24 protein-coding genes and 2 pseudogenes are annotated in these 26,801 nt (G+C 72.3%); 12 read left to right on the top strand and 14 right to left on the bottom strand.

All coding sequences use genetic code 11. The features are described 5' to 3' along the window. Positions 1-123: 123 nt before the first annotated feature. Complete coding sequence (locus A3IG_RS0100240; protein ID WP_078499872.1) at positions 124-933, top strand: SDR family NAD(P)-dependent oxidoreductase; 810 nt, start codon at positions 124-126, stop codon at positions 931-933. A gap of 28 nt (positions 934-961) precedes the next feature. Here A3IG_RS0100240 and A3IG_RS0100245 read toward each other — a convergent pair whose 3' ends face one another. The 10 genes from A3IG_RS0100245 to A3IG_RS0100290 form a co-directional block, all read right to left on the bottom strand. Next, positions 962-1,978 (bottom strand): LacI family DNA-binding transcriptional regulator, encoded by a 1,017-nt coding sequence (locus A3IG_RS0100245; protein ID WP_018381521.1) that lies wholly within the window; start codon positions 1,976-1,978, stop codon positions 962-964. Between the two features lie 70 nt (positions 1,979-2,048). Beyond that, positions 2,049-3,467 (bottom strand): L-fucose/L-arabinose isomerase family protein, encoded by a 1,419-nt coding sequence (locus A3IG_RS0100250; protein WP_018381522.1) that lies wholly within the window; start codon positions 3,465-3,467, stop codon positions 2,049-2,051. A gap of 68 nt (positions 3,468-3,535) precedes the next feature. Then, complete coding sequence (locus A3IG_RS0100255) at positions 3,536-3,874, bottom strand: L-rhamnose mutarotase (protein ID WP_018381523.1); 339 nt, start codon at positions 3,872-3,874, stop codon at positions 3,536-3,538. A gap of 147 nt (positions 3,875-4,021) precedes the next feature. Beyond that, positions 4,022-5,107, bottom strand: coding sequence for a rhamnose ABC transporter substrate-binding protein (gene rhaS / locus A3IG_RS0100260; RefSeq protein ID WP_018381524.1), 1,086 nt, complete (start codon positions 5,105-5,107; stop codon positions 4,022-4,024). Positions 5,108-5,158: 51 nt separating this feature from the next. Then, entirely contained in the window at positions 5,159-6,247 is a 1,089-nt protein-coding gene (locus A3IG_RS0100265) for an ABC transporter permease (RefSeq protein ID WP_018381525.1), read from the bottom strand. Beyond that, the gene (locus A3IG_RS0100270) at positions 6,231-7,280 is read right to left on the bottom strand and encodes an ABC transporter permease (RefSeq protein WP_018381526.1); all 1,050 of its coding nucleotides are present in this window, start codon (positions 7,278-7,280) and stop codon (positions 6,231-6,233) included. The genes A3IG_RS0100265 and A3IG_RS0100270 overlap by 17 nt, the downstream gene beginning before the upstream one ends. Next, positions 7,277-8,806, bottom strand: coding sequence for a sugar ABC transporter ATP-binding protein (locus A3IG_RS0100275; RefSeq protein ID WP_018381527.1), 1,530 nt, complete (start codon positions 8,804-8,806; stop codon positions 7,277-7,279). Before A3IG_RS0100275 ends, A3IG_RS0100270 begins: the two co-directional genes overlap by 4 nt. A 411-nt stretch (positions 8,807-9,217) precedes the next feature. Beyond that, positions 9,218-11,116 carry a beta-N-acetylhexosaminidase family protein gene (locus tag A3IG_RS27995; protein WP_018381528.1) on the bottom strand — a complete coding sequence of 633 codons (1,899 nt, stop codon included), beginning with the start codon at positions 11,114-11,116 and terminating at the stop codon, positions 9,218-9,220. A gap of 510 nt (positions 11,117-11,626) precedes the next feature. Then, positions 11,627-11,761 carry a hypothetical protein gene (locus A3IG_RS35605; protein ID WP_018381529.1) on the bottom strand — a complete coding sequence of 45 codons (135 nt, stop codon included), beginning with the start codon at positions 11,759-11,761 and terminating at the stop codon, positions 11,627-11,629. 189 nt (positions 11,762-11,950) lie between these two features. Then, positions 11,951-12,373, bottom strand: a complete 423-nt coding sequence (locus A3IG_RS0100290) for a VOC family protein (RefSeq protein WP_018381530.1) — start codon at positions 12,371-12,373, stop codon at positions 11,951-11,953. 155 nt (positions 12,374-12,528) lie between these two features. Here A3IG_RS0100290 and A3IG_RS34870 point away from each other — a divergent pair. Both A3IG_RS34870 and A3IG_RS34875 read left to right on the top strand, forming a co-directional pair. Then, a pseudogene (locus A3IG_RS34870) lies at positions 12,529-13,521 on the top strand (helix-turn-helix transcriptional regulator); the annotation flags it as partial. Positions 13,522-13,662: 141 nt separating this feature from the next. Next, positions 13,663-14,193: pseudogene (locus A3IG_RS34875) on the top strand (GNAT family N-acetyltransferase); the annotation flags it as partial. A gap of 61 nt (positions 14,194-14,254) precedes the next feature. On the opposite strand, the gene A3IG_RS0100300 reads toward A3IG_RS34875, so the two are convergent. Continuing rightward, complete coding sequence (locus tag A3IG_RS0100300) at positions 14,255-14,911, bottom strand: ATP-dependent endonuclease (RefSeq protein ID WP_018381532.1); 657 nt, start codon at positions 14,909-14,911, stop codon at positions 14,255-14,257. Between the two features lie 80 nt (positions 14,912-14,991). Beyond that, the gene (locus tag A3IG_RS0100305) at positions 14,992-15,552 is read right to left on the bottom strand and encodes a DinB family protein (RefSeq protein ID WP_018381533.1); all 561 of its coding nucleotides are present in this window, start codon (positions 15,550-15,552) and stop codon (positions 14,992-14,994) included. 522 nt (positions 15,553-16,074) lie between these two features. Between A3IG_RS0100305 and A3IG_RS0100310 the strand changes: the two genes are divergently transcribed. Continuing rightward, positions 16,075-16,428, top strand: coding sequence for a beta/gamma crystallin domain-containing protein (locus A3IG_RS0100310; RefSeq protein WP_018381534.1), 354 nt, complete (start codon positions 16,075-16,077; stop codon positions 16,426-16,428). A gap of 208 nt (positions 16,429-16,636) precedes the next feature. Here A3IG_RS0100310 and A3IG_RS0100315 read toward each other — a convergent pair whose 3' ends face one another. Further along, positions 16,637-17,188 carry a YciI family protein gene (locus A3IG_RS0100315; RefSeq protein ID WP_018381535.1) on the bottom strand — a complete coding sequence of 184 codons (552 nt, stop codon included), beginning with the start codon at positions 17,186-17,188 and terminating at the stop codon, positions 16,637-16,639. A gap of 288 nt (positions 17,189-17,476) precedes the next feature. On the opposite strand from A3IG_RS0100315, the gene A3IG_RS0100320 reads away from it, so the two are divergent. The 4 genes from A3IG_RS0100320 (at position 17,477) to A3IG_RS0100335 (ending at position 22,999) form a co-directional block, all read left to right on the top strand. Then, positions 17,477-18,073: a dihydrofolate reductase family protein gene (locus A3IG_RS0100320; RefSeq protein WP_018381536.1), complete on the top strand. Its 597-nt coding sequence runs from the start codon at positions 17,477-17,479 to the stop codon at positions 18,071-18,073. A gap of 116 nt (positions 18,074-18,189) precedes the next feature. After that, positions 18,190-19,038, top strand: a complete 849-nt coding sequence (locus tag A3IG_RS0100325; RefSeq protein ID WP_018381537.1) for a DUF4253 domain-containing protein — start codon at positions 18,190-18,192, stop codon at positions 19,036-19,038. A gap of 236 nt (positions 19,039-19,274) precedes the next feature. Beyond that, positions 19,275-19,964 (top strand): ThuA domain-containing protein, encoded by a 690-nt coding sequence (locus tag A3IG_RS0100330; RefSeq protein ID WP_018381538.1) that lies wholly within the window; start codon positions 19,275-19,277, stop codon positions 19,962-19,964. 26 nt (positions 19,965-19,990) lie between these two features. Further along, positions 19,991-22,999 carry a glycoside hydrolase family 2 TIM barrel-domain containing protein gene (locus tag A3IG_RS0100335; protein WP_018381539.1) on the top strand — a complete coding sequence of 1,003 codons (3,009 nt, stop codon included), beginning with the start codon at positions 19,991-19,993 and terminating at the stop codon, positions 22,997-22,999. A gap of 38 nt (positions 23,000-23,037) precedes the next feature. Here A3IG_RS0100335 and A3IG_RS0100340 read toward each other — a convergent pair whose 3' ends face one another. Beyond that, positions 23,038-23,802: a GNAT family N-acetyltransferase gene (locus A3IG_RS0100340; RefSeq protein WP_026219741.1), complete on the bottom strand. Its 765-nt coding sequence runs from the start codon at positions 23,800-23,802 to the stop codon at positions 23,038-23,040. Positions 23,803-23,927: 125 nt separating this feature from the next. On the opposite strand from A3IG_RS0100340, the gene A3IG_RS0100345 reads away from it, so the two are divergent. The 4 genes from A3IG_RS0100345 (at position 23,928) to A3IG_RS28005 (ending at position 26,703) form a co-directional block, all read left to right on the top strand. After that, positions 23,928-24,731, top strand: coding sequence for an alpha/beta fold hydrolase (locus tag A3IG_RS0100345; protein WP_018381541.1), 804 nt, complete (start codon positions 23,928-23,930; stop codon positions 24,729-24,731). 205 nt (positions 24,732-24,936) lie between these two features. Continuing rightward, on the top strand, positions 24,937-25,389 hold the full coding sequence (locus A3IG_RS0100350; RefSeq protein WP_018381542.1) for a YbhB/YbcL family Raf kinase inhibitor-like protein: 453 nt from the start codon (positions 24,937-24,939) through the stop codon (positions 25,387-25,389). A 25-nt stretch (positions 25,390-25,414) separates the two neighbouring features. Further along, on the top strand, positions 25,415-25,846 hold the full coding sequence (locus A3IG_RS0100355) for a DUF2267 domain-containing protein (protein ID WP_018381543.1): 432 nt from the start codon (positions 25,415-25,417) through the stop codon (positions 25,844-25,846). Then, positions 25,843-26,703 carry a slipin family protein gene (locus tag A3IG_RS28005; protein ID WP_018381544.1) on the top strand — a complete coding sequence of 287 codons (861 nt, stop codon included), beginning with the start codon at positions 25,843-25,845 and terminating at the stop codon, positions 26,701-26,703. Before A3IG_RS0100355 ends, A3IG_RS28005 begins: the two co-directional genes overlap by 4 nt. The last annotated feature ends 98 nt before the right edge of the window (positions 26,704-26,801 follow it).

Genomic DNA, 26,801 nt, shown 5'->3' on the forward strand with positions numbered 1-26,801 from the left:
CACCCGGTTCGGGACGCCGCGGCCGTTCCCGTCGGGCGCGATCCGGACACCGACCGCCTCAGCGGGTCACTCAGACCCGTCCCGAGTTGCCCATTATCAGACAAGCCTGCATGATTGCCTGTAATGTCTGACTTCTTGACAGCACCAGTGCTACGCCGGGCCGCTCCCGCCGCTCCCCCGGCGTCGGACCTGCGCGTGGCCCTGGTGACCGGGGCGTCGTCGGGGATCGGCACCGCGGTCGCCGAGCGGCTGGCGGCCGAGGGCGGATGGCACCTGCTGCTCAGTGGGCGGGACCGGCAGCGGCTCGACCGGGTGGCCAGGAGGACCCGGGGCACTGCCCTCCCTGCCGACCTCGCCACCCCGGACGGCAGCGCCCGGCTGGCCACCCGGGCACTGGCCGTCGCCGGCCGGGTCGACCTGCTGGTCGCCGGGGCGGGAGTGGGCTGGGCCGGTCCCTTCCGCACCATGCCGCCGTCCGCCATCACCCGCGTCCTGGAGGTGGACCTGCTCTCGGTGCTCCACCTGACCCGGCTGGTCCTGCCCCCGATGGTGGACCGCGGTCAGGGCCACCTGGTGCTCGTCGGGTCGATCGCCGGGCAGCTCGCGGTGCGGGAGGAAGCGGTGTACTCCGCGGCCAAGGCGGCGCTGACCGCCTTCGCCGACAGCCTGCGCTACGAGCTGGCCGGGACCGGAGTGCGGGTCTCGCTGGTGGTCCCCGGCGTGGTGGACACGCCGTTCTTCGAACGCCGGGGCGCCCCCTACCTCCGCTCCCGGCCCCGGCCGGTCCCCGCTGACCGGGTGGCGGACGCGGTGTGGAGCGCGGTCCGCCGGGGCCGGAGCGAGGTGTACGTTCCGGGCTGGCTGCGCCTGCCGCACCGCCTGCGGGGTGTCGCCCCCTCCCTCTACCGCCTGCTGGCCGCGCGCTTCGGGTGAGCAACCCGGGCCCGGCTCCGCGGCGGGCTCAGTCCCGGCGTCTGGCCATGCTGGAGTCCCGGACCACCAGTTCCGGCTGGAAGACGACGCTTCGGTGCTGGTGGTCCCGGGCGTCCCCGGAGGTCTCCTCGATCAACAGCTCCGCCGCGGTGCGGCCGATGCGGAAGGCCGGCCGGCGCACGGAGGTCAGCGGGACCGTGGCCGCCGCGGCGAACTCGATGTCGTCGTAGCCGACCAGCGACACGTCCTCCGGCACCCGCACCCCGGCCGCGTACAGCGCCTGGAGCACTCCCAGCGCGATCAGGTCGTTGGCGCAGAACACCGCCGTGGGCCGCTCGGGCAGACCCAGCAGCCGGGCGCCGGCGTCCCGGCCGGCCGCCACGTCCAGCCGCTCCGCGCCGACCAGCACCACACTGTCGCGGGACAGCCCGGCCTCGGCCGCCGCGAGCAGCGCACCGCGGTACCGGTCCTGGCACTGGGTCAGGTGCATCGGGCCGCTGACGTGGGCGATCCTGCGGTGACCGCCGGCCAGCAGGTGCCGCACGGCCAGGGTGCCCCCGGTGACGTCGTCCATGGAGACCGAGCACACCTCCCCGGCCGGCGCCGACCGGTCCGCGAGGACGAACGGGATGCCGTGGCGGCGGAAGTCGTCCAGGTTCCGCCCGCTGGTTTCGGCCGGGGTCACCAGCACCCCGCGCACCCGTTGCTCGGCGAACAGGGCCAGGTACTCCGCCTCCTCCCGGGGGCTCTCCGCGCAGTTGCAGACCATCACCCCCAGCCCGGCGGCGCGGGCGGCCCGCTCCGCGCCCCTGGCCAGCTCCACGAAGAAGGGGTTGCCCATGTCCAGCACCAGCAGGGCGACGATCCTGCTGTGTCCGGCGCGCAGGTGCCGCGCGGACTCGCTGCGGACGTAGCCGAGCAGCTCGATCGCCGCCAGTACCCGGCGGCGGGTGTCCTCGGCCACCATCTCCGGCCGGTTGATCACGTTGGACACGGTGCCCACCGACACCCCGGCCCGCCGGGCCACGTCCTTGATGCTGGCCATTCCCACCGCTTCCGTCCCCGAGTCCCGACCACCTCGATCCGCGCCGATCCGCCCGGGCGGCGGACCGGGTTCAGGCCCCGACCGTCACCAGGTCCAGGCCGGTGAGATCGGCCAGGCACCTGAGGTCGGGCAGGAGGTGCCCGACGGCGAGCGTCCAGTGGTGCCCGACACCGCTGCCGCTCCACTCGTCGGTCCACTCCCCCGGGTCCCTGCCGAAGTCCACCCGCGAGGTGGTGTTGCCGATCTGGAGCAGGGGACCACCGACGACCTCCCCCTCGGCGGCGACCAGGCGGTACCGTCCGTCGCGGCCCTGGCCGACGCCGAGCAACGTCACGGGGCCCTGCCGCACGTCGAACTCCACCGACACGCCCCAGCCGCGTTTGCCGTGGTAGACACCGAGGCCACGCAGCAGCGGCCGGCGCTCGCTGATCGCCAGGTGACCGGGCCCGTCGTGGCCCATCTCCACCACGCCGTCCCGGAAGTTCAGCGCCTGGAGCTCGGTGAAGGAGCCCCCGGCGCCGAGCCGGTCCGCGATCAGCATCGCCAACGACGTCCGCAGCTCGTACTCGCCGCAGGCCGGCACCCCCCGGGCGGTCAGCAGCGAGGCACCGAGGATCACGCCGGCGCCCAGCCGTTCGTGGACCTCCCCCTCAAGACCGCGGTGGTAGTAGGCGAGGGTGTCCAGGTCGAAGTCGGCGACCAGGGCGTCGAGACCCACGGAGACCCGGGCCGCCCAGCGCAGGTCCTCCTCGACCACCGAGTCGGCGAGCTCGAACGTCCCGCGCGCCTCGGCGAGCTTCGCCGCGACCTGCTCCTCGGTGGCCTCCTGGACACGCACCCGCAGGTCGTCGAACTCCAGTACCTCCACGTGCCCGCCGAGGTTGGCGCTGACCATGGTCAGGTCCGTGGAGACGTCGTACATGCCCGGGTAGAGGTGGCCCATCAGGCCGTGCCGGCCGTGGCGCAGCACCGACCGCACGCCGGCCGCGCGGACCCAGCGGCCGATCCGGTCCCAGGCCCGTTCGTCCTCCAGGTAGCCGGAGACCGAACGGAAGGGGACCCCGACCCGCTGGAACGCGTTGGCCATCTCGGGCAGCGGGCAGGCGCCGCAGTAGGCCAGCCACTGACCGGTGTCGAACGAGGCGTGGTCCATCGCCTCGGTGGGCTGGAGGTTGATCAGCAACACCGGTGCGCCGCCCCGTTGGGCGATGGGCACCAGCATCGTGGCGGTCATGTACGTGGTCAGGAAACCAACGATCACGTCGCAGTCGGCGGCGCGCAGCCGCTCCGCCGCCGCCGCGCCCTCCTGGGCGTCGGAGACGAAACCGACGTCCACCACCTCGGCGTCGAACTCCCGCATCCGCTCGGCGACCCGGGCGGCGGAGCGGCGGAGCTGTGGCAGGAGGTCGGGGAACTGGGGCCAGTAGGCACCCAGCCCACCCGCCACCAGGCCGACCTTCGGTTTGCGGGCGGTCGCCGGGACACGCATGGGGCTTCTCCTCACTGCTGGCTGGGGCGTCGGCCGGGGCTGCCGACGGTCTCGTGGGGCACCGGCCCCTAGGGAAGGTGGAACACCTCGGGCAGGGGCCGCATGGCCTCGTCGGGGCGGGCGCCGCCCGTCCCTCCCACGCCGCCGTCGTCCTCGAAGAACCCGGCCATCTCCGCCTGCCAGCGGGCGTTGACCTCGGTGGCTGCCATGGCCGCGCGGGCGGCGTCGAAGTCCTCGGTCTCCAGGTAGCCCACCAGCAGGCCGTCGTCGCGCAGGAAGAGCGAGTAGTTGCTCCAGCCGCTCGCGGACAGCGCCTGCCGCATCTCGGGCCAGACCGCCGCGTGCCGCTCCCGGTACTCCTCGATCCGGTCCTCGCGGACCCGCAACACGAAGCACACCCGCTGCACTGCGCCTCCTTCGGTGGTGGGTGGGTGGGTGACGTCTCGGGGCCGGCGCCACCGCGGGGCCCGCCGGGGTCACCCTCCCCGCCTCGGGGTCGGCAGCGGCGGGGAGGGGAGCGGGGGCGCGCACGGCGGCGCCGGTGGACCGACGGATCAGAAGTCGTACTTGTCGATGTTGCTCTTGTCGAAAATGGTGGGCGGGCCGAGGATCACCTCTCCGTCCTTGCCCACGGTGAACTCGCCCAGCTTGCCGGCCTTGTAGGTCTCCCCCTCGGCGCCGGTGATCTGACCCGAGGCGAGGGCCGCGGCGGTGTACGACGACAGGTAGCCCAGGTCGTTCGGGTCCCACAGGGAGAACTGCTCGACCGTGCCGTCCTTGACGTACTTGCGCATCTGGTTGGGCGTGCCGAGCCCGTTGATGACGACCTTGCCCTTGTAGGACGAGTCGCTGACGTAGCGGGCCGCCGCCGCGATGCCGACGGTGGTGGGCGAGATGATGCCCTTCAGGTCCGGGTACGCCTGGAGGAGCCCCTGCGTCTGCTGGAAGGACTTCTGGTCGTCGTCGTCACCGTAGGCGACCTTGACCAGTTCCATGCCCTTGTACTTGGGGTCCTCCAACTCCTTCTTCATGAAGTCGATCCAGGTGTTCTGGTTGGTCGCGTTCTGGGTGGCCGACAGGATCGCGAACTTGCCCTTGTAGTTGAGTTGCTTGCCGAGGTTGCGCACCAGGCTCCGGCCGATCTCCTCGGAGCTGGCCTGGTTGATGAAGACCTGGCGGCAGTCCTTGGCGGTGTCGGAGTCGTAGGCGACCACGGCTATGCCCTGGTCCATGGCCTGCTGGAGCGGGCCGCAGACGGCGTTGGGGTCGTTCGCCGCGATCAGGATGGCGTCCTGCTTCTGCTGGATCAGGGTGTTGATGTAGGACACCTGGGAAGAGGCGCTGGCGTCGGACGGGCCGACCTCCTTGGCGTCCCCGCCGTACTCCTTGGCCGCGGCCATCCCGGCCTTGTCCACGATGGTCTCGTACGGGTTGTTGATCTGCTTGGGCAGGAAGGCGACCTTCAGCCCCTCCTTGATGGGGGCGTCGGGGTTCGCCGTGGCCTCGGTCTTCTTCTCCGGCTTGGTGTTGTCCTCCTCGGAGTCCTTGGTGGTGCCGGAGCACCCGGCCACGACGAGGAGGGCACAGGCCACGGCGGTGGCAGCGGTGCCGCGGCGCCGGACGGTGGAGCGCGTGGTCATGAGGGGCCCTTCCGGGGTTGCGGGGACATGATGGGGTGTCAGCTCTCGTCGTCAGCCGGTTCTCGTCGAAAGGCCGGGACGTGGGGACGGGGGTGGTGGGGTCGGCGCGTCACCGGCCCGCAGGGCGCGGGACTGGCGCCGGGTGGTGACCGACTCGACGAGCCGCGGGGTGAGCACCGACAGGACCAGCAACAGCCCGGTGACGATCACCTGGACCTCGTTGGTCACGTCGTTGAGCGTCAGCAGGTTCTTCAGGATGCCGATCAGCAACAGGCCGGCGACCGCGCCGCCGAGGGTGCCCCGGCCACCGTTGAAGTCGACGCCGCCGAGGAGCACCGAGGCGATCACGACCATCTCGAGCCCCAGGCCGTTGTCCGCCCGGGCACTGCCGTAGCGCAGGGTGTAGACGATCCCGGCGAAGGCGGCGAACAGGCCGCTCACGGCGAAGAGGACGAGTTTGATGCGGCGCACCCGGATGCCGGCGAAGAACGCGGCGTCCTCCTGCGAACCGATGGCGTACAGGGATCGGCCGACACCCGTGGCGTGCAGCACCACCGCGGTGACCACGGCCACGACGGCGAACAGGGCGATGGGGTAGGGGACGAAGGTCCCCGGCACGTCCTCCCTGACCCAGTCGGTGTAGGTGGCGGGGAACTGGGTCACCGCCTCGGTGCCGAGGACCACCGAGGCCAGTCCGCGGAACAGGGTCAGCGTGCCGATGGTGACCGCGAGCGAGGGCAGTCCGACGCTGGTCACCAGCCATCCGTTGAGCAGTCCGCCGAGCACGCCCACGACCAGGACGACCGGGACGATGGTCTCGAAGGTCCAGCCGGCGTCCCACAACTGGCCCACCAGGGAGCTGGCGAGGCCCAGCATGGAGGCGACCGACAGGTCGATCTGGCCCGCGACCACCAGCAGGGTCATCGGCAGCGCGATCAGCCCCACCTCGGCGATGTCGTTGAGGGCGAAGGACAGGTTGCTCGAGCTGGCGAAGTCGCTGGTGCTGCCGGCGCCGGTGGCGAAGACGGCCACCAGCAGGATGCCCACGGCGACGTCCCAGCGCAGCAGCCGGCTCCACTCGAAGGCGATCGGCGCGGCCTCGCCCGCCGCGGGCCCCGTGGGTTCAGGCGCCATGGCCATGGCGGGCGCTCCTCTTCCTCAGCGCACGGGTCATGCGCACGTTGACGATCCGGTCCGCGGTGATCGCGGCGAGCAGCAGGGCGCCGGTGATGGCGTCCTCCCAGAAGGGGTCCACCTTCAGCACCACCAGGGCGCTGCCGATGGTGGTGAGCAACATGGCACCCAGCGCGGCGCCCCAGACGGTGCCGACACCGCCGACGATGGCCACGCCGCCGACCACCACGGCGCTGACCACGGTCAGCTCCCAGCCGTGCGCGTTGTCCGCGACCACGGTGCCGAAGCGGGCCAGCCACAGCGCCCCGGCGAACCCGGCGATGGTGCCGCACAGCACGTAGGCGGTGAGCACCCGGCGCCGGATCGGGACGCCGGCGAGCCGGGCCGCGTCGGGGTTGGAGCCGATCGCGTAGAGCTCCCGGCCGCTGCGGTAGCTCCGCAGGTAGTAGGCGACGGCGACCAGGACCGCGGCAGCGATCAGGGACAGGTAGGGCAGCCCGATCACGCTTCCGCTCCCCAGGTCGAGGACGCCCTCGGGCACCTCGGACGCGTTGATCTGCTCGCCGTGCGCCCACCAGTGGTCGATGCCCTGGATGATGTAGAGCGTGCCGAGGGTGACCACCAGCGCCGGCACCCGGCCGAAGCTCACCAGGAATCCGTTGACCAGCCCGCACACCGCTCCGATGCCCATGCCCAGCAGCAGCACGAGCACCGCGTTGCGGTCGGTGTCCGAGACGAAGGTGCCGCAGGCGAAGGCCGACAGGCCCACCACCGAACCGACCGACAGGTCGATGTTCCGCGTGATCACCACCACCGACTGGCCGACGGCCAGGAGCACCAGGATCGACGCGTTGAGCATCAGGTCCTTGGTGCCCTGTTCGGACAGGAACCGGTGGTTGGTCAGCCAGGTGCCGAGGACCAGCAGGACCAGCGCCCCGGCGATGCTGATCTCCCGCGCCCGGAAGACGGTGTCCACCAGCGAACGAGAGGAGCGTTCGGACGCCCCGGGCGGCGCGGGGGTCTGGAGCGTCGTGGTCATGCGGCCCTCCCGCTGTGCGTGTTCCGTCCGGTGGCCGCCGCCATCACCGACTCCTCGGTGGCCTCGCTCCGGGGGATCTCGGCGACCAGGAGCCCCTCGTGCATCACCAGCACCCGATCGGCCATGCCCAGCACCTCGGGCAGGTCGGAGGAGATCATCAGGACGGCGAGCCCGTCGGCGGCGAGCGCGGACAGCGCCCGGTGCACCTCGGCCTTGGTGCCGACGTCGATGCCGCGGGTGGGCTCGTCCACGATGAGCACGGACGGCTTGGTGGCCAGCCACTTGGCCAGCACCACCTTCTGCTGGTTGCCCCCGGAGAGCACCTCGACGCTGTCCGAGAGGCGGTTGTACTTCAGTTGCAGCCGGGCCGCCCAGTCCGCGGCGCGTCCCCGTTCCAGGGCACGGCGCACCAGGCCACCACGGCCGAGCGAGCCGAGGCCGGTGAGGCCGATGTTGCGTTCGATGGACATCTCCATCACCAGGCCCCGCTGCCTGCGGTCCTCCGGGACGAGGGCGAGACCGGCGTCCATCGCCGCCGTCGGTGAGGCCGGCGGCAGTGCCCTGCCGTCCACCCGCACCTCGCCGGCGTCCGCCCGGTCCACCCCGAACACCGCCTGGGCGACCTCGGTGCGCCCGGCACCGACCAGGCCCGCGAGCGCCACGATCTCCCCGCGGCGCACCTCGAACGAGACGTCCCGGAACACCCCCTCGCGGGTCAGCCGGCGCACGGACAGGGCGACCTGACCGATCGTGGTCTGTTGCTTGGGGTACAGCTCGTCGAGGTCCCGGCCGACCATCCGGCGCACCAGGTCGTCCTCGGTCAGCCCGGCCACCGGCTCGCTGGATATCCAGCGGCCGTCCCGCAGGGTGGTGACCCGCTGGCACAGGCTGAAGATCTCCTCCAGACGGTGCGAGATGAACAGCACCGCGGCACCCTCCGCGCGCAGCGCCTCCACCACGGAGAACAGCCGGGCCACCTCGCTGCCGGTGAGCGCCGCGGTGGGCTCGTCCATGATCAGCACACGGGCGTCGAAGGAGAGGGCCTTGGCGATCTCGACGATCTGTTGGTCCGCGATGGACAGGCCGCGCGCCAACCGGTCGGCGTCCAGGCTCACCCCGAGCCGCCGCATCAGCTCCCCGGTGGTCCGCCGGACCGCCCGGTGGTCGATCCGGCCCAGCGACCTTCGGGGCTGCCGCCCCATGAAGATGTTCTCGGCGATGGTCAGGTCGGGGAAGAGCGTCGGCTCCTGGTAGATCACCGCGATCCCCGCGTCGCGGGCGTCCTTGGGTCCGTGGAAGACGACCGGCTCGCCGTTGAGCAAGACCTCGCCGACGTCCGGGCGGTGCACCCCGGCCAGGGTCTTGATCAACGTGGACTTGCCGGCCCCGTTCTCGCCGGCGAGCGCGTGCGCCTCCCCGGCGTGCAGCTCGAGGGACACGTCCCGCAACGCCCGTACCGCGCCGAAGGACTTGCTCACACCGCGCAGAGCAAGGACGGGCGGCCGAACGGAGTCGGACTTGTTCATGGTGGGGCTCCTCATGGGCCTGCCTCGGAGGTCGCCAGCCAGTGAAAGGATTCAATGCTGATTTCCCGGAAATTACGCGTCCATGAATCACCACGTCAAGGGGTCGCGGCTCGAAACTTCCCAGGACTTCGCCAGCGTCACCCAATCTCGCGTGACAGGCAGGGGTGACACCGCGGCAGCGCCGGGCGGTCGAGCCGCGAGCCATCCCCGGGGCGACACCCGCCGTTTCATGAAACGATTCACGAGAAGCTGGTCACAGCGGCGCACAGCGGGAGTCCCACCGGGGGCGGAGGCCGGCGCGGGCGAACGACTCCGGGGGGCGGAACACGGTCGCCGTCAGGGAACCGTGGCGACGGACGGCGGGGCGACGACGGACGGCGGGGCGCCCACCGCGACGGCGGCGCCCAGGGGTCACCGGGCGGAGGCCGCCTCCTTGGCCACCCGGTCCAGGAACGGGTCCATCACGCCCACGGCGACCTGCTGGACGATCGCGTCCAGGGCGCGGCGTTGCCGGCCCAGGGCACGGGCCTCCCGTTCCGCATGGGGCCGGTCCCCCGCCCGTACCGCGAGCAGCGTCCGCACCGCCGTGCGGCCGGCCCGACCGTAGGCCGCCAGCTTGCCGATCCAGGGCCCGGCCTGCTCGACGAACGCGACGAGGCCCGGCTCCCGGGCGAGTCCGTGCGGCACCCTGGTCATCCGCTGGAAGTAGAGGTCCAGGTCACGGGCCGCGGCACCCAGGTCAACGGCGCCGTCCCAGCCTGCCCAGAAGGCGTCGACCAGGGCGGTCAGCGCCGGCGACTCGGTCGGGGAGAGCTCGCAGGAGCGGCTGTTGTCCACCAGGACCCGCAGGGCGGACGCCGCGGAGCCGCCGAGGTCGGCGACGGCCGCGTCGAGGGCCGCCTCGGCGTCATAGGCGTCGGCGTTCCAACCGAAGCCCGCGCTGGTGAACAGGGCGATCCGGGACGGGGCCTCCTGGTTCATCGGGTTCGCCGTGATCCCGGCGAGGAGCCGGGCGGCGCCGGCATCACGGCCGGTGTAGGGGCCGAGGAGCAGGCGGGAGGTGACGTAGTCGTTGGTCGGGTAGTTGTCCCACAGCAGGACCTGGTGACCGTAGGTGGCCATGGCCGCGCGGGCCTGCTCGGCACTGACCAGCGGCGCCACGACCCCCTCACCGGTCCACTCCACGACGATCCCGGGGTCGAGGTGCTCGCGCAGTGCCTGCTTGTACGGCCTGTCCCGCACCGAGGCGTAGGCGGTGGGGACCATCTGGAGCGGGTGCGCGCCCGGGTGTGTGTCGATGAACGCCCGCTTGACCTCGTTGAGCAGGTGGGACTGGGCCAGGCCGAGCGCCGCCTCGCCGGCGCCGAACCTCGGCGCGTCCTCCTCGTGGGGGAACCGGTCGATGGGGACGTCGTCCAGCGGCACGGCGAAGCTGCGCACCCCCAGGTCCCACATGACCTGGAACTTGTCCAGCAACGCCCGCAGGTCGGCGGGCAGGGAGTAGCAGACGGTCAGGCCGGGTGAGAGCGCGTAGGTGAACTCCACGTGGTTGGCCCTGGCCCGTTCCACCAGCGCCCGCAGCGGCCCCAACCAGTCCTCCGGGTAGCGGTCCCGCCACCGCTCCCGCAGATAGGGGTCGTCCTTGGGTGAGTACACGTACGCGTTCTGCTTGGTCCGGCCCAGGAAGTCCAGGTGGTCGAGCCGGTCGCGGTGCGACCAGGGAGCACCGTAGAAGCCCTCGATGGTGCCGCGCAGGGCCACGTCCGGCCAGTCACGGATCTCGATCCAGGGCAGGCCCGCGGTTCCGTCGGACACCGCGGGACCCCGCCCGTCGGGCCCGACGCCCAGCAACTGGCGCAGGCTCTGCGCCGCGTAGAAGGCGCCGGCCGGGTCCACTCCGTGCAGCACGAGGTGCCGCACCCCGCCGCCACCGGTACCCGTGGCGAGGACGTACCCACCCGCCGGCAACCCCTCCGGGCCGCGGACCCCCAACTCGGCCAGGACACGGCCCGTGGGGTCCTGGGGAGCGTCGTCACCGAGGTGGACCACGGTGTCGGCGTGCCGCCCCTCGGGCAGCACCTCCACCCCCACCGCCCGCAGGACGGCGTGCACCAGCCCGACCGCCGCCCGGTCGGCGCCCCGGCCGGTGACCAGGGCCACCCGGGCCGGCAGCGGGAAACCCCCCGGCCGAGGGAGCACCACCGACTGGGGGGTGGGCCAGACCGGCGTCACCGCCGCGGGGGCCACGGCCAGGCCGGCGCGGGGAGGTGGGAGCCAGCCCGGTCCGGACCGGCCTGAGGAGTGGCTCATGTGCTCTCCGTGAGGGCGGGTGGGTGCGGGGGGAACCCGCGGGGGCCTGAACCGGTCCCGGCGATGCGTCCGCGCGGTCGCGCCGGTGCCGCACCTGATGTGGGAACGATGCCAGATGAGAACGATGCCACTTCGGTCCGGGAAGTGGGAGCAGTCGCCGCGCCCCCTCCGCGGGAGGCGCTGGAGCACGCCACGCTCACCAGTCGGAGGCGAGCGACCGCGCCGGGTGAGACCGCCGACGCCATCGGCCACGGTCAGTAGTCAGTCACCGGCGATTGCGCCGGCCCAGGCGCGTTCCCGCCCGTCGAGCGGACACCCGGCGTCGAGCACTCGGGCACGCACGGTCACCGGGACCGGCGGCCTCCCGGTGGCCGCACCCGCTGTGATGTTGGGCACACGGCCACGGCCCGCCCTCCACACCGACGCCGTACCCGCGGCTGGGTGTCCGCGGTGGGAGCACGGGCCGGTGTGGCTCCCGTGGCGCTGCCGGCAGGGGAGCCACGTGCGCACTCAGCCGCGCGGCGGCGGTGTCGGCGCGCGGGCGAGCGCGTTGCCGACGCGCTCCGCGTGGTCCGGCAGGTGCCTGGCGGCCCAGCGGGTGGCCGGGTCCAGGAAGTCAGCGAGATCCTCCTCGGCGCCCGCCAACAGGTGACGCGCGGTGGGACCCGGTCGGACATCGCTCCCGGGCGGCTGGATCGTTGACCCCGGGTGAGGCACCGGACCGGGGAGGAGCGGCGGGTCGAGGGAGGAGGTGTGGAGGACACCTGCGGGGGCCTGACCAGGTGGGTGAGGGTGTGGCGGCCTGGACGGCGCGGGCGCGTCGGGTCGGCTGGATCAGCCGTGGCGCGGGGCGGCGACGTCCAGGACCCAGGTGACGCCGAACCCGTCGGTGAGCATGCCGTACAGCGGCGCCCACTGCGCGGGCTCCAGCGGACGGACAATGGTCGCCCCTTTTGCGAGCTTGTCCCACAGGGCGCTGATCTCCTCGGCGTCGTCACCGCGTACGGAGACGAAGAACGGGTTCTCGCCCTGGTCCCAGGGCAGCTTCGAGGGCACGTCGTAGGCCATGACGTGGAAGCCGTTGTCGCCGACCACCTCGCCCCACATCACCCAGTCCGCCTCGCTCTCGTCCCGCACGGCGCCCGCGTCCCCGTAGGTGACCGCGACGGTGCGTCCGCCGAAGACGGACTGGTAGAAGTCCAGCGCCTCGCGTGCGGCGCCTCGGAAGTTCAGGTGGGTGGTGGTCGTGACGGACATGACCGGCTCCTCGCCTCGATGTGACGAACACGCCGCCGAGCATCCGGACCGGCGGCTGCCGTGACCGGGTGCGGTGCCTTCCCGGGCGGCTCGTGTGCCACGATGGCAGACGTAGCGGACAGGTTCTGTCCTGTACTCGGGCGAAGGTGTGTGTCATGCAGAAGACGTCCTCCCGCCTGCTCGCGCTGCTCTCGCTCCTTCAGACGCGCCGTGACTGGTCCGGCGACGACCTCGCCGAGCGCCTCGGCGTCACCTCGCGCACCGTGCGCCGTGACATCGACCGCCTGCGCGAACTCGGCTACCCGATCAGAACCGTCAAAGGACCGGCCGGCGGCTACCGGCTGGAGGCGGGCACCCACCTGCCTCCCTTGCTGTTCGACGACGACCAGGCCGTAGCCCTGGCCGTCGCGCTACAGACCGCGGCACCCGGCACCCCCCTCGCCGAAGACGCCACCCGCGCCCTGGCCACCCTCCGCCAGGTCATGCCACCCCGCCTACGCCACCGCATCGACCTGCTGCGCGTCACCGCCGTCCAACCGCCCGCGGCCGGCGGCACCCCCCAGGTCGACGCTCAGGTCGTGACGGCCCTGAGCCACGTCATCGACGCCCGCGAGGAACTGCGCCTCGACTACGCGCCGGGCTCGAGCGCCCCGGCCGACAACCCCCGCCGCGTGCAACCCCACCACCTGGTCACCTGGCGTCACCGCTGGTACCTCGTGGCCTGGGACCTCGACCGCGAGGACTGGCGCACCTTCCGCGTCGACCGCGTCCACCCCCGCACCCCCACCGGCCCCCGTTTCACCCCTCGCCAACTCCCCGGCGGCGACGTCTCCACCTTCATCACCAGCCGGTTCCGCGGCAACGACGGCACCACCACCGAATGGCCCTGCCTGGGCGACGTCGTCCTCCACCTCCCGGCCGCCGACGTCGCACCCTTCGTCCAGGACGGGATCGTCGAGGCACTCGGCCCTCACCGCTGCCGACTCACCCTCGGCGCCTGGTCGTGGACCGGACTCGCCGCGGCCATCGGCCGCTTCGACACCGATGTCGAGGTCATCGGCCCACCCCAACTGGCCACCGCGTTCGCGGACCTCGCCGCCCGCTACGCCCGCGCCGCTCGACCCCTTCGAACGTCGGGCACAGGCCCAGCGCTCATCCACACCACTCGCCGAGCACGCCAAGCTCGAGGCACACCCCGGCCCGAAGGCCGGGGTATCCACGAAGGAGACCCGATGAACGCACCGCCCACGCTGTCCGCCATGGAGATCACCACGGATCGACTCAGGCTGCGGAAGGCGCACAACACCGACATCGACGGCCTCATCGAACTCCAGACCGATCCGCGGGTCCGGGCCCACCTCGGCGGCCCGCGGCCCCGTGACGTCGTCGAGCAGTACTTCGACGCCAACGGCGTCAGCGCCGTCGCCAGCAGGCCCGGCACCTACGTCATCGCCGACAGGGAAACCAACCGGTTCCTCGGGACGCTGGTGCTCGACCGCCGTTCCGCCGACCTTCCCGGGCACGTCACCGAGGAGGGCGCGGAGCTGGAGCTGACCTACCTGCTCCGGCGCGGCAGTTGGGGTGCGGGGCTGGCGTTCGAGGCCGCCACGGCTGTGTTGCGCGCCGCCGCCGACGAGCTGCCCGACCAGCCGGTCCTGGTGGTGACCCAGACCGCCAACGCGCGTTCACTCAGGCTCGCCACCCGCCTCGGTTTCCGGCGCGTCGGCACCTTCGACGCGCACGGCGCGGAACAAACCCTCGCCGTAGCCGACCTGCACTCGTTCACGGCTGATGGCGGAGGGACCGGCAACCTCGCGTGATCCGCCGGCCACCAGCCACCCCGAACCGGGTCCGGACGTGGCCGCCGGCACCGGGCCCGCGTCAGACGTGCGCGAGGAGGCGCTCCAGCGGCCGGGGAACGCGCTCGAGGTGCAGGTGCGCGACCAACGCCTGTGCGTAGAGCGCCTTGCGACCGCTGTGCGTGCCCAAGAAGCGCCGTAGCTGGTGCTCCACGGGCCGTTCCCGCTGTGCCGGCTGCCCCTGGAAGGTGTGGAAGGGGCGCAGCTCGCCCTGGGCCTCGATGACCCGCTGCACGCCCTCGGCCCCGACCGCGCGGATCAGCTCGTCCTCCAGGTCGGCCACGCACACGTGGAACCCCAGGGTCTCCAGTTCGGCCCGTGTCAGACCGGACCCGAGACCGACCCGCTCGAGGTGACGCCGGAAGTGCCGTTCCTCTCCGACGTCGCACAGACCGGCCAGCGGGAGGCCGAGCCCCGAAGGGCCGCACACGTCCAGGAAACGCCCGATGCCCGTGGCACCGCCGAGGGGTACGACCGCGACGCCCTCTGCGCCGAGGTCGCGGCCGTGGCGCGTCGCCAGCGCTTCGAGCGCGACCTGGTCACTGCTTCCCTCGACGAGCACGACCGTCCGCACGACGCCGCCGGCCAGCTCCCGCGCGACCGCGGCGGCCGCACCCGCCTCCGCTCCGCCCGCCGCCCACGCCACCAGCGCCTGGCGGAACCGCTGCACCTCGTCCACGCAACCTCGCTTCCCCGGACCGTCCTGGCACCGCCGTGATCCGTACGCCGCACGTCTCTGCCTCCGGCGGGTCGGGTGCGCTACTGCCCCACCCGGCCGTCGATGCGTTCGCGCAGCAGGTCGGCGTGGCCGCAGTGGCGGGCGTACTCCTCGATCCGGTGCACCCACAGTTCGCGGACGGAGTTGCCGTCCTTGCCCACCCGGGCGCCCAGATCCGCGTACTCGGCGAAGGCCGCGTCCGTCGCCGCCTGTTCGCGAGCCAGATCGGCGAACGCGCCCTCGACCAGCGCCTGCTCCGCGGCGACCCCGTCGAAGTCGGCGTCACGCGCCCCGTACAACTTCGGTGCCGGGTCCCCCGGCACGATCCAGTTGCGCCAGTCCCGCTCCACCTCGGCGAGGTGGCGGACCAGGCCCAGCAGGGACATCGTTGACGGCGGTACCGAACGGCGCGCCATCTGCTCCGGCTCCAAGCCCTCGCACTTCATCCGCAGGGTCAGTCGGTAGCCGCGCAGGAAGTCCTGAAGCGTCGCCAACTCACCGTCCGGGCTGGCTCCGTCGCTGTTGCGGGGATCCTCGTCAGGGTCCGCCCACATGTCGGGGTAGACGCTGGCCCGGCTCCACCGCTCGGGTATGCCGCTCATCGTGCGCATGATCCTGAACAGCGGTCCGACAGGCAAGTGATTATTCAGGCGTGGCGGGCGTTGCCGGCGGGCTCGGGCTGCCGGCGAGGCACCCGGGTGACGGTCGGCTGCCCCGCGGGTGCTCGGTGGCGCCCTGACCGACGGAACCGCGGCACCCATTGATGGCCGCCCGTGCCCGGAGCACCGAATTCAACCTCCGAGTGAACTTTTCACTGGGTTTGCCGCCCGCCCCTCCCGGAACCTCACCCAGGGTATACGCATAGCGCTACACAGCATTTCGTCGCATCAATACGACAACATGAGCAACTAGTCAGTATCTGGACATTCGGGAGTGAATTCCAGCCGTGCCCGCAAGGCGGATTGCCCGGCACCGCATTCTCACCGGATCGTGGTCCGCGCAAGCAGAGACAAGGGGACGTGATGGCCGCACGGCGGGGTCATGGATATGCGCGTTCAGCCAGATTCCACTCACGGTGGCTGCGAACTGAGCCCCCGGTGCGCCATGCAAAGTAAGGAGAACTTGTGATCTCACATGCCAAGAGGGTCGCGCGTTCCGTGACCGTGGCGTTCGCTGCCGCTGCCGCGTTCACCATGACCGTGCCGAGCGGCAACGCCTTCGCCATCGACCACGTCCAATGCCGTGGCGGGGAGAACTTCCTGAAGATCTGGTCGCACAGTGGCGGGCGCCAGAGCGTGGACTGCTACGCGAACCGCGGGAAGACCTCCTTCGGTGGGTGGTGGGTCGACAAGATCTCCACCGGGAACAACGACTTGATCTACTACGACGCCAATGGCGATTCGGTGAAGATCGAACGGTGGCGTGAGATCACCTTCCCGAACCGCCCGCCGAAGGTCAACGCCATCGAAATCCTGTGACGGGTTGACGGCCGGCGCCCGGGACGGGTCTTCGACAGCCCGTTTCCGCCGCTTCCCGGGCGAGCATCGGGTTTTCCGTTCCGTGAATCCGCTCGCACCCGGCTCACTGGTGCTGGCCATGCCTTTCGGGGCGTGGCCAGCACCGGCTGGTTCTCCACGGCGGTAGTTCGTCGCCAGTTGCGGGGTGCGGCGAGTTCGGGAACTCGGGTCATGACGGCCGCCCGCCGAACTGCCAGTTGTGCACCTCGATGTCGGCGTACCGGTCCGGGGTCAGGATGGCGCGTGCCGCGTCCGGGTCCGGCGCCCGCAGCAGCGCCGCCGTGCCCAGCCAGGTGGTGCCGTCGTCGGACAGCAGCGGCCCGTAGGCGACCAGCTCGTCCTGGTTGGGCGGCACGGCGAGGTCGGCGATCTGCCCCAGGCCGAGGCCGAGCACGAGGTACCGGTTGCCGCCGGTCCGTCCGCCCGGGAAGTCCCACATGGTGCGTCCCAGGGTGTTGTGCCACCGTCGCAGCAGCACGTCCCGGTAGGCGCCGGCCTGGTAGTTGGGCTCGTCGAAGGCGAACGCGCGGGCGGCGGCGGGATCGGGCAGGCCGACGATGTGCACGCTTCCGGTGGGTGTGTCGCCGTCGTCGGCGAGGGTCGGACCCCGGGCGATCATCGTTTTGGCATACCGGTCCATATACGACCAGTGCTCTTCCAGTAGCTCGTGGCGCAGCGGCAGCGAGCCGGGACGGTCGCGGTGGTAGCAGAGGAACTCCATGCCCACAGGGTCCCGTCGAGGAGGCGACAGGGCGAGCGGGTTTCCCCGGTGCGCGCTCGGCGGAGGCCCGGAACCCGGAACCAAGGGGGCGACTCCGGGTGGCGGTCGTCACCGCTGGCGGCGCGTACCGAGCGACCCGGCCCGGCAAGGTGGCCACGGGCGCGGCCGAAGGGACGTACGATCCTGTGCCCTAGGTCACCACTGCGGGATCACGTGGTGCGATGACTTCCGCGCCCCACGACGGTCTGAACAACCGTAGTCCCGTAGCGAACAGAAGGAGCAAGTCCCATGCGGATCGTGGTCAGCGAGTTCATCAGCCTGGACGGCGTCGTGCAGGCCCCGGGCGGCCCCCAGGAGGACACCGACGGTGGTTTCGCCCACGGCGGCTGGTCGGGCCCGTTCTTCGACCCCGAGGTCATGGGTCCCGTCTTCAACGACGTGATGACCAAGGCCGAGGCTCTGCTGTTCGGGCGCCGCACGTGGCAGACGATGGCCGCGGCGTGGCCCGAGCGGGCCGGTGACCCGTTCGCCGACCGGATGAACGCCATCCCCAAGTACGTCGTCTCCTCGACGCTGAGCGACGCGGAGCTGACCTGGGACAACACCACACGCATCCCCGGTGAGGAGGCCGTCGCCGGCATCCGGAAGCTGCGGGACTCCGACGGGGGCGACCTGGTCGTCATGGGGAGCCCCACGCTCGTGCGCGCCCTGCTTGGCGAGGGGATGGTGGACGAGCTCCGCCTCATGATCGAGCCGGTGATCCTCGGCGGCGGCAAGACGATCTTCCCCGACAACGGCGTGCTGCGGACCCTGGAGCTGGTCTCCACCGTCACCAGCAGCACGGGCGTGCACGTCTGCACCTACCGGCTGGCCTCCGAGGGATAGGCCGGAGCGCGGTGGTGGACGGCCCACGGGCGTCCCCAGCGGGCCTTGAGGCAGCCGGCCCGCTTCGCGCCGGGCGTCGAGAGCCACTGTCCGACCCGGTGCCTAGGGTTCGGGTCATGACGTTGCCTCCTCGCCCCTCGCGCGCCCGGGGCGGCACCCCCCTTCACGGCGCGGGCCGCTCCACGGTGTCCGCCGGCCACGGTCCGCTACGGGGCGCGTCGGCCAGCAGCCGCGGCGGCCGGCGCCACTCCCTGCTGTGGCGCGCGGACGAGGAGGCGACGGGGGACTCCTGGGCGCGGCTGCTTCCCGCGCACCGGACGACGGGGCTGTGGCCGGTGCTGCTCGGCGGGCGCCGCGGGCGTCCCTGGGACCGCGCGCCCGCCCCGCACCCGGGCTCCGACCCGGGCGCGTTCGACGCCGAGGCGCTCCTGCGGTGGTGGTGGGCGCGGCACGTCCCCCCGGCCCCCCACCAGGCCCCCAGGACCTGCTGGGAAGGCACCTCTGCCTCCCCCCGTCCCCGGTGGCCCGGCCTGGCCGCCACCCCGCCGCCCGAGGACGATCCCGACGTGGTGGCGGCCAGGGTCGCCGGTGAGCTGGTGGAGCACGCGATGCTGTGTCGGCCCCGGGTGGGCCTCGTTCCGGCGGGGCGTGGGGCCGACGTGTTGGCCGCCGTCGGTTGGACCGGCCGGCCGGGGGGCTGTGACGGCCACGACGCCGCGCAGTCCAGCGCGGTGCTGCGGAGCTGGGAGGACAGGTTCGGGGTGCGGGTCGTCGCGCTGGAGGAGCACGGCGTGCTGCACGTCTCGGTGGCGGGGCCACCGCGGACGCTCGACCAGGCCGTGGCGGTGGCGGCCGAACACCTCGCGTTCTGCCCCGACAACGTACGGCGGTGCGGAGGCACGCTGGCCCGCTACGCGCGCGAGCATCTGCGGGGCAGGGACCACTGGTCCTTCCGCTGGGGCTGATCCCGGGAGCCCCTGCGGCGCGCGCCGGTCCGCTAGGGCCTGTCTGATAAATCCCGCCTGGGTCGTGACGCCTGGCACGCACGCTCGCTGCGTTGTCGGGATCGTCCACGTACGCCCAGTACGAGGACGACCCTCCGCCTTGCGATCGCACGCACCAGACGCCGCGACCCCCGCCCTCCGGGCGGACGACGCTACTTATCAGACAGGCCCTAGGGGCGGCTCCTACGATGGGGGCCATGCGACCCCCCAGCGTGCTCGTGTTCACCCGCACCAACGGGTACCGCCACGACTCCATCCCCGACGGTGTCGCCGCGTTCCGGGCCCTCGGTGCCGAGCACGGCTTCTCGGTGCGGCACACCGAGGACCCCGACGCCTTCACGGACGACCTCGGCACCGTCCGGGCCGTGGTCTTCCTCTCCACCATGCGGGAGGTGCTCACCCCCGAGGCGCGCGACGCCCTGCGCGGGTACATGGCCGCGGGTGGTGGCTTCGTGGGGGTGCACTCCGCCGCGGGAACGGAACTCCACTGGCCGTACTTCGGCGAGCTGATCGGCGCCCGTTTCACCCACCACCCCCCGCTGCAACCGGGGGTGGTGGTGGTCGAGGACCACGACCACCCGGCCACCCGGCACCTCGGTGACACCTGGCCGCTGGTCGACGAGTGGTACGAGTTCCAGGACAACCCCCGTGGGCGCGTGCGGGTCCTGCTCCGGGTGGACGAGGACAGCTACGGTTCCGGCACCATGGGGGCCGACCACCCACTGGCGTGGTCCCGCGAACTGGACGGCGGCGGCCGGTCGTTCTTCACGTCCCTCGGCCACACCCGGGAGATCTACGCCGACCCCGACTTCCGCCGCCACCTCCTGGGTGGGCTGCGGTACGTCGCCCGCCTCGGCGGTCCGTCGGGGTCCGGGACCGCCGGCTGAGACCGACCACCACCGAGGGAGAGCACATGACCGTCCCGCAGGACGCCGCCCGCCCGCCCTTCCACGAGGACGTCTCACCCGGCACCGGTGGTCTGCCGCCGCGCGCCTGGTACCCGTCGTCCGATGCCCGCCGGTTGAGCCTCAACGGCTCCTGGCGCTTCCGGTTCGCCCCGACCGCGACCACGTGGGACGAGGCGTTCGTCCGGCCCGACCACGACGACTCGGCCTGGGACACGTTGCCGGTGCCCTCGCACTGGTGCCTGCACGGGTACGGCGCTCCCGCGTACACCAACGTGCGGTACCCCTTCCCGCTCGACCCGCCCCGGGTCCCCACCGAGAACCCGACCGGTGACCACCGCCTGGTCTTCGACCTCCCCGGGGACTGGCCCGACGGTGCGGCGGTGCTGCGCTTCGACGGCGTGGAGTCCTGCGCCCGGGTCTGGTTCAACGGCCAGGAACTCGGGTCGTTCAAGGGGAGCCGGCTGCCGCACGAGTTCGCGGTGGGGGACCTGCTGCGCGACCGCGGCAACGTGCTCGCGGTCCGGGTGCACCAGTGGTCGTCGGGCAGCTACCTGGAGGACCAGGACATGTGGTGGTTGCCCGGGATCTTCCGGGACGTCACCCTGCTGCACCGACCGCACGGTTCGGTCGCGGACTTCTTCGTCCACGCCTCGTACGACCACCGCCGCGGACACGGAACGCTCCGGGTGGACTGCTCCCCCGCGGGCCGGGTGACCGTTCCCGAGCTCGGCCTCGACCTGGCCACCGGGGAACCGGCAACGGTGCCGGTGCGGCCGTGGTCGGCCGAGGAACCGCGGTTGTACGACGCCGAGCTGAGCACCGGCGGCGAGCGCATCCCGCTGCGGCTGGGTTTCCGCACCGTCCGGGTCGAGGACGGGGTGCTGCGGGTCAACGGCCGGCGTGTCCTGTTCCGCGGGGTCAACCGCCACGAGTTCCACCCCCGCACCGGTCGGGCGTTGGACGCCGACACCATGCGCCGTGACCTGCTGCTGATGAAGCAGCACAACATCAACGCCGTCCGCACCAGCCACTACCCGCCGCACCCGGCGTTCCTGGACCTCTGCGACGAGCTGGGGCTGTGGGTCATCGACGAGTGCGACCTGGAGACCCACGGCTTCGCCACCGTGGGCTGGCGGGGCAACCCGGTGGACGACGACCGCTGGACCCCCGCGCTGCTGGACCGTGCCGAACGCATGGTGGAGCGGGACAAGAACCACCCCTGCGTGATCATGTGGTCGCTGGGCAACGAGTGCGGGACCGGTCGGGGCCTGACCGCGATGTCGGCGTGGATCAGACGGCGCGATCCGGACCGGCCGATCCACTACGAGGGAGACCTGTCCAGCGCCGACGTCGACGTCTACTCACGGATGTACGCGTCGCACGCCGAGGTGGAGCGGATCGGTCTGCGCGTCGAGGACCAGCCCGTGGCCCCCGACGGCACCTCCGCCCCGCTCGACGCCTGGCTGGCCACCGGCACCGCCGATCCGGAGCTGGTAGCCAGGCGGCGCACCCTGCCGTTCATCCAGTGCGAGTACGGCCACGCCATGGGCAACGGGCCGGGCGGCCTCAGCGAGTACCAGCGGCTGTTCGAGGCCCACGAGCGCTGCCAGGGCGGGTTCGTGTGGGAGTGGATCGACCACGGACTGGTCAGGCGCGCCGCCGACGGCACGCCGTTCTACGCCTACGGCGGTGACTTCGGTGAGGAGGTCCACGACGGCAACTTCGTCTGCGACGGCCTGCTGTTCCCCGACCGCACCCCCTCCCCCGCCCTGCTGGAGTACCGGAAGGTGATCCAACCCGTCCGCATCGTGGGCGGCCCGGAGCCGGGGACGGTGCGGGTAACCAACCTGCACGACATGGTTGACCTGTCGCACCTGAGCTTCTCGTGGTCCCGGGAGGTGGAGGGCGCGGCGGTGGACGGGGGACCGCTCGCGGTCCCCCCGCTCGCGCCCGGGGAGTCCGCCGGGCTCACGCTTCCCGCGGCGCCGCTGTCCGCCTCGGCACCGCCGGGAGAGGCATGGTGGACCGTGCGGGCGGTCCTGGCGTCCGACACCGCGTGGGCGCCCGCCGGTCACCTGGTGGCCTGGGGGCAGTTCCCGGCGGACCGCGGCCCCGGGCGCCGAGCGCTGGCCGGGGGCCGTGCTGCCCCCGCCGCGGCCGTCCCCCGCGACCGCGGCTCGGTGGTCGTCCTGGGTCCGGCCACCTTCGACACCGCGTCGGGCACGCTGGTGCGGCTGGGCTCCCTGGACCTCACCGGCCCCCGCCTGGACGTCTGGCGCGCGCCCACCGACAACGACGAGGGGGCGGCCTCCCCGTCCGAGCCCTGTCACGCCCTGCTCTGGCGGCAGGTCGGCCTGCACCGGATGCAGCACCGGGTGGACGCGGTGACGCTCCGGGGCCGGGAGCTCGTGGTGCGGTCCCGGGTGGCACCCGCGGCGACGGACGTCGCCCTGCGCACCACCTACCGGTGGACAGCCACCGGGGAGCTGCTCCGGCTCACCGTCCGGGTGGACCCGGAAGGCCAGTGGCCGTGCACCCTGCCGCGGCTCGGGGTGCGCCTCGGCGTTCCCGCGGCGCTCGACGCGGCCACGTGGTTCGGCGGTGGCCCCGAGGAGGCGTACCCGGACTCCAGGGAGGCCGCCGCGGTGGGCCGCTGGGAACGCTCGGTCGACGCCCTCCAGACCCCGTACGTCCGTCCCCAGGAGAACGGCGCCCGCATCGACGTGCGGTGGGCCCGGCTGTCCGACGCCGAGGGCAACGGACTGCGCGTGGACGGCGAGCCGACGTTCTGGTTCACCGCGCGGCGCTGGACGAGCGAGCACCTCGACGCCGCACGGCACCCCCTGGACCTGGTCCCCTCCCGGGACACGGTGTGGGTGAACCTGGACCACGCCATGCACGGCGTCGGCAGTGCGTCCTGCGGCCCCGGGGTGCTGCCGGAGCACCAGCTCCGCCCGGAGCCGGTCGAGTTCACCCTCACGTTCCGCACGGTGTCGGCCGAGCCGCCGCTCTGACCGGCGACGGCGCCCCGGGGGCTGGTCTCCGGGCCGTCTCAGGGAACGATGGCGTACTCGGTGAACGTGCCGCAGGAGTCGAACCCCAGCCGCCGGTAGACGCGTTCGCCGTCCGCGGACGCCTGGAGGACCGCGGTGCGCGCGCCCTCGTCGTACGCGGCGCGCACGGCGGCCAGGGTGATGGCGCCGCCGTGTCCTCGCTGCCGGTCGGTGGCCAGGGTGGCGATGTTGTAGATGCCGGCGACCCCCGCGTGCAGGAACACCTCGGCCGAGCACACCGGTCGGCCCTCGACGTAGCCGACCAGGTAGCGGGCCGGGCTCGTCGGGGCCAACGCCCACGGGGCCGCCTCGGCGAAGAAGCGGCGCACGGTCGCGGCGGGTGGGTCCCAGTTCGCGGCCAGGACGGCTGAGAAGTCGGCGAGTTGCCCCTGGGTGGTCACCCGGCGGATGTCCAGGCCCCCGGCGCGTGGCTCGGGCAGGGGCTCCTCGAGGTCCCGCCACATGCCCGACTCCGTCCCGGACGCGTGCACACCGGCGGCCTCCAGGAGTGCGGGGAGTTCGGCCGGTGTGGAGGCGGGTCCGACCCACCAGGAGAAGGGGCGTCCCGTGGCGGTCAGGGACCGGACGGTCTGCCTGACCCGGGCCGGGGCCGTGTCCGGGGCGAGGCGTGCCGCAGCGACGATGTTGAAGGTGTCGTCGTCCAGGCCGCTGTCGGCGACCAGCAGGTCGTCCGTCTCCACGACGGTGCAGCCACCCAGGTGCCGGTGCAGGTGACAGGCGTGCTCGGCGAGGTTCTGCTCCACTGCGTCCCACAGGTCGGGGTCACCGCCGGTGGGGTGTCGGGGTCGGTCCATGGCGGGCATCACAACATGCCGGCCCACCGGCCGGCATCTGGGTTTCCCGCCGGGGAGGGTCCCCGGGGGCCGGTGTGCGGGAGCGCGATCGGGGGTTCCGCCCCGTGCACGGCGCGGTGCTGCTGGAATGGTCCTCCGCGGCCTCGTTCCCGGTCGCGCCCGAGTCCGACATCCACCACGTCCACGGAGTTCCCACGATGCCCGCGATCGTCCTCGTCCACGGCCTGTGGGCCGACGGCTCCTGCTGGAGCGAGACCATCACCGCCCTGCGTGCCCTCGGCCACGAACCGGTCGCCGTCCAGTTGCCGCTGGAGTCCCTCGACGGCGACGTCGCGGTCGTCCACCGGGTCCTGTCCACCGTCAAAGGCCCCGTCCTCCTGGTCGGCTGGTCGTACGGCGGCGCCGTCGTCACCAACGCGGCCCGCGGCCGGGACGACGTCGCGGCCCTCGCCTACATCGCCGGGTTCGCGCCCGACGAGGGCGAGACGGTCGGCGACATCGTCCGCCGCCATCCCGGCAGCCTGCTGTTCCAGCACCTGAAGGTCACCGAGGACGGCTACTCCTACCTCGACCGCCCGGACTACGGCACGGTCATGTCCGCCGACGCCACCCCCGAGCGCAACGCGATCGCCGGCGCCGTACAGAAGTTCCCCCGCCTGGGCATAGAGGCGAACCCCTCCGGGGTTCCCGCCTGGCGCGACCTGCCCACCCACTACCTGGTCGCCACCGAGGACCGGGCGCTGCCGGTCGCCACCCAGCGGGAACTCGCCGCCCGCATGGGAGCGCGGACCACCGAGTGGGACACCGGTCACGGCCCGATGTACTCCCGTCCCGCGGACCTCGCCGCGTACCTCGACACGATCGCGGGGGGCCTATGACCTGACGGGACGCACGGCCGTCCGGTTCACCACCCCTGAATTCGGACACCAGTTCCCCGACAGTGCTCGCCGCGGGCACACAGAGCACGGACCGTAACGGACCGCAGGGGACGGACGAGCGTTCGGCGCCCCACCGGTCCAGCAACGCGCGGACCGGAGGGGCGCGGCGGCATGGCTGGCCTGTCCAGGGGTACTACCGACGGCTATGGCTGGCATAGAACTCCTCAGCGCCGCGTTCAGCGACCACACCGTGATCCCCCGTCGCTACGCCAAGGACGGGGACAACGTCTCACCGCCGCTGACCTGGTCTGACATCCCCGAAGGCACGGCAGAACTGGTCCTGCTCTGCGAGGACCCGGACGCCCCGTCGGGGAACTTCCTGCACTGGCTGGTCACCGGCATCGACCCGGGAAGCGCCGGCACCGAGGCAGGACAGACACCCCTCGGCGGCTCCCCGCACACCAACGGCTACCGGGAGCGTGGCTGGGGCGGCCCCCAGCCCCCGACCGGCGATCCGGCGCACCGGTACTTCTTCCACCTGTACGCGCTGCCCGAGCCGGTCTCCATCCCGGACGGCGCCTCGGCCGACCAGGTGCACGACATCGTCGACAACCGGCAACTGGCCAGCGGCACCCTGGTCGGTCTCTACCAGCGTTGAGTCCCGACCAGGAACGAGGACGACCATGCGCCACGACGAACTGATCGGTCAGGTACAGGCGAGAGCGGGGTTGCCGGACCGCGGCGCCGCGGAACGCGCCGTTCGGGCGACGCTGGAGACCGTGGCGGAACGGGTGCCCGACGGGGTGGCCGAGCACCTCGCCGCCCAGCTCCCCGCGGAGGTGGGCGAACACGTGCTGCGGGTGACCGCGGCACACGACCGGACCCGCGAGCAGCGGGGCAAGGGTGACCGGTTCGACCTCACCACGTTCCTCGGCCGGATCTCCTGGCGAACCGGCTCCCCCGAGGACGCCGCGATCCGGGACGCCACCGCGGTGCTCGAGGTCCTCGACGCCGCTGTGTCACCCGAGCTCATGGAACGCCTCAGTCGCGTCCTGCCCAGGGACATCAGGACCCTGATGCCCACGACCCGCGCCGACGAGACGGGGCGGCTGTGAGTACCGCCGGCATCGTCGTCATCGTGGTCGTCGTCCTGGTCGTGCTCATCCTGGCGATGATGTCGGTGCGGATCATCCCGGAGTACGAACGGGCCGTGATCTTCCGGTTGGGGCGGGTGACCGGGGGGGCCAAGGGGCCGGGGTTGTTCTTCCTGATCCCGTACGTCGACCGGATGGTCCGGGTGTCCCTGCGGACCGTCACCATGAGCATCCCGCCACAGGACATCATCACCAAGGACAACGTCACGGTCCGGGTGAACGCGGTGGCGTACTTCAACGTGGTGGAACCCAACCGGTCGGTCCTGGCCATCGAGGACCACATCAAGGGCACCTCCCAGATCTCCCAGACCACGCTGCGCAGCATCCTGGGGCAGGTGGACCTCGACGAGCTGCTGGTCAACCGGGAGGCGATCAACCAGCGGTTGCGCAACATCATCGACGACGTGACCCAGCCCTGGGGTGTCAAGGTGTCGCTGGTGGAGGTCAAGGACGTGGAGCTGCCCGAGGTGATGCGGCGGGCCATGGCCAGGCAGGCGGAGTCCGAACGGGACCGGCGGGCCAAGGTCATCCACGCCAAGGGGGAGTTCGAGGCGGCGGCGACCTTGAGCGACGCCGCCGAGCGCCTGGAGGGGCACCCGGCGGCGATGCAGTTGCGCATCCTTTCCACGATGGCCGAGGTGTCCGCGGAGCGGAACTCCACGCTGATCTTCCCCCTGCCGATGGAGCTGCTGCGCGTGGTGGACATGCTCCGTCCGGATCACACGAAGCAGGCTCCGGCCAGCGGGGACGGGCAGACCCTGGTCAGCGGGGACGGGCACGCCGCGGTCACCGGGAAACCGCACAAGAAGCAGGGCTGACGACCCGGAGGCCCCCAGGGGCGTGGCCACCGACCGGTGCCGGGTCGGCACCCCGTGCCGGCCAGCGGCATGTCGGTGCGGTGGGCTCCGGATCGACA

The sequence above is a fragment of the Wenjunlia vitaminophila DSM 41686 genome, assembly GCF_000380165.1.
Lineage (GTDB): Bacteria > Actinomycetota > Actinomycetes > Streptomycetales > Streptomycetaceae > Wenjunlia > Wenjunlia vitaminophila.